The sequence below is a fragment of the Roseateles sp. GW823-FHT07B05 genome, from assembly GCF_058794515.1.
On record NZ_JBXAGX010000035.1, the window covers coordinates 1 to 2,215 of the forward strand.

General features: G+C 60.4%; 3 protein-coding genes. All 3 read left to right on the plus strand.

Annotated features, from left to right (window positions below; genetic code table 11):
• The coding region (locus AC1Q7O_RS27515) for a hypothetical protein (protein WP_492662633.1) at positions 1-211 on the plus strand (211 nt) is incomplete at its 5' end.
• 20 nt (positions 212-231) lie between these two features.
• A complete protein-coding gene (locus AC1Q7O_RS27520; protein WP_492662632.1) occupies positions 232-1,803 on the plus strand; it encodes a class I SAM-dependent DNA methyltransferase in 1,572 nt (523 codons plus the stop codon).
• Positions 1,800-2,141 (plus strand): hypothetical protein, encoded by a 342-nt coding sequence (locus AC1Q7O_RS27525; RefSeq protein ID WP_492662631.1) that lies wholly within the window; start codon positions 1,800-1,802, stop codon positions 2,139-2,141. Before AC1Q7O_RS27520 ends, AC1Q7O_RS27525 begins: the two co-directional genes overlap by 4 nt.
• Positions 2,142-2,215: the final 74 nt, after the last annotated feature.

Here is a 2,215-nt window from a genome sequence, read left to right on the forward strand (position 1 = left end):
GCAGTGTGTTTGCGTGGGTCAGTTTTGCGCGAGCATCACCCCGGTTGGCGGGTCAGTTTTCGGCGAGCGTCAACACCCCGACCTCATCTTCAAGCGCGAAGGTGGAGGCTTCAACCGGTTGGACAAGGTCTTCAACGGCCAACTACAACCCGTGCTCGATGCCTTCAACGACGCGCTGTGGGCCTTGCCGCCCGAATCCGTTAACCGCTGACTTTCCTCTGACTGCTATCCATGTCCAACCACACTGCTGCACTAGACATTGGCGCCAAGCTCTGGTCGCTGTGCCACGTGCTGCGCGATGACGGTGTCACCTACCACCAGTACCTAAGCGAGCTGACCTACCTGCTATTCCTGAAGATGATGAAAGAGACCGGTCAGGAAGACCGGCTGAAGGTCTGGAAGCGCCCCAAGAAGTCTGAGCCGCCTGTCGAACAGCCTGGCACTCGTTGGGACGACTTGCTCAGCGCCTCGGCGCCTGAGCGACTAGACACCTACAAAGAGATGCTTTTGGACTACGGCCTGCACGGCCGAGGCGCCGTGCAAGAGATCTACGCCAACGCCAACACGTTCATCACCAAGCCGGCTACGCTGAGCAAGCTCGTGACGGACATCGACAGCCTGGACTGGTACAGCGTTGATCGGGATGACCTGGGCGACCTCTACGAGGACCTGCTGGAACGCAACGCCGGCGAGAAGAAGAGCGGCGCCGGCCAGTACTTCACGCCCCGGCACCTGATCGACAGCATCGTGGCAGTGATGCAGCCGAAGCTGACCGACGTCATCCAAGACCCAGCAGCCGGCACTTGCGGCTTCCTGATTGCCGCCAACAACTACCTCCGCCAACACAACGACATCTATTCATTGGACGATGCCGCGCAGCGTCGCTACGCGCGCGAGACCTTTTACGGCATGGAGCTGGTGCAAGACACGCATCGCCTGGCGCTGATGAATATGCTGCTGCATGGCATCGAAGGCGGCGTGACCTACGGCGACACGCTGAGCGACGACTACAAGCATCTGCCGCCGGCCACCCTGATCCTCAGCAACCCGCCCTTCGGCACAAAGAAGGGTGGCGGACTGCCTACGCGTGGCGATCTCACCTTCGAGACCAGCAACAAGCAGTTCGCCTTCCTGCAGCACATCTATCGCGCACTGAAACCTGGAGGTCGCGCCGCCGTGGTGCTACCTGACAACGTACTGTTCGAGAGCAACATCGGCACCGAGATCCGCCGCGACCTGATGGAGAAGTGCAACTTGCACACCATCCTGCGTCTGCCCACCGGCATCTTCTACGCCCAGGGCGTGAAAACCAACGTGCTGTTCTTTACCCGCGGCGACGCCGACAAAGGCAACACGAAAGAGGTTTGGGTGTACGACATGCGCACCAACATGCCCGTCTTCGGTAAACGCACGCCCTTCACGCGCGACTACTTCCGCACACCGCAGGACGCTCCGGCCGGCCTGCCGCGCGACAAGTTTGAAGACGTTTTTGGAAGCGATCCGCGTGGCGGACCCGCCGTCATGGCTGCGCGTCGGGACACCGGCGAAGCGGGTCGCTGGCGCCGGTTCACACGCGAACAGATCGCGCAGCGAAGCGACAGCTTGGACATCAGTTGGCTCAAGGAAAGTGGCTCCGCTTCGGCAAATGGATCGTCAGACGAGCCTGCGCTCGTCGCCGCGCTTGCTTTGAACGAACTGAACACTGCAGTCCTAGAGCTGCGCTCGTTGATTGAGGAGCTTGGCGAGGACCCGGATTTGCTGCTAGAAGCAATGGCGGCCGATGAGCAAGGAACGATCGCATGACGGCTTCAACTCCAAAGGCCAGCGATCTTCCAGATGGCTGGTCCATAGCGTCATTCGGCGAACTGAACTCATTCAGGGGCGTGACCGTCAATCCCGCGCTCAGACCGGACGAAGTCTTTGAGCTCTACAGCGTGCCGAGCTTCCCGACGGGGCGGCCTGAGCAGTTGTCTGGGCGCTCGATTGGCTCGACTAAGCAAGCGGTCAGTACAGGCGACGTCCTGGTCTGCAAGATCAACCCTCGTATCAATCGCGTCTGGACCGTCGGCGAAAAGCGCGGTCACGAGCAGATTGCCTCGTCAGAGTGGATCGGGTTTCGATCCAACGCGTTGTTGCCATGAACCGCCCCGGGTTTCGAGGAGGCTCAACACTCTGAGAGGATTGAGCCATGAGCAAGTCGAACAAGTTCTCGCCC

What these genes read in the sequence shown, in the direction of transcription:
- AC1Q7O_RS27525 (WP_492662631.1), top strand. Translation starts at nt 1,800, where the DNA reads ATGACGGCTTCAACTCCAAAGGCCAGCGATCTTCCAGATGGCTGGTCC.
- AC1Q7O_RS27520 (WP_492662632.1), top strand. Translation starts at nt 232, where the DNA reads ATGTCCAACCACACTGCTGCACTAGACATTGGCGCCAAGCTCTGGTCG.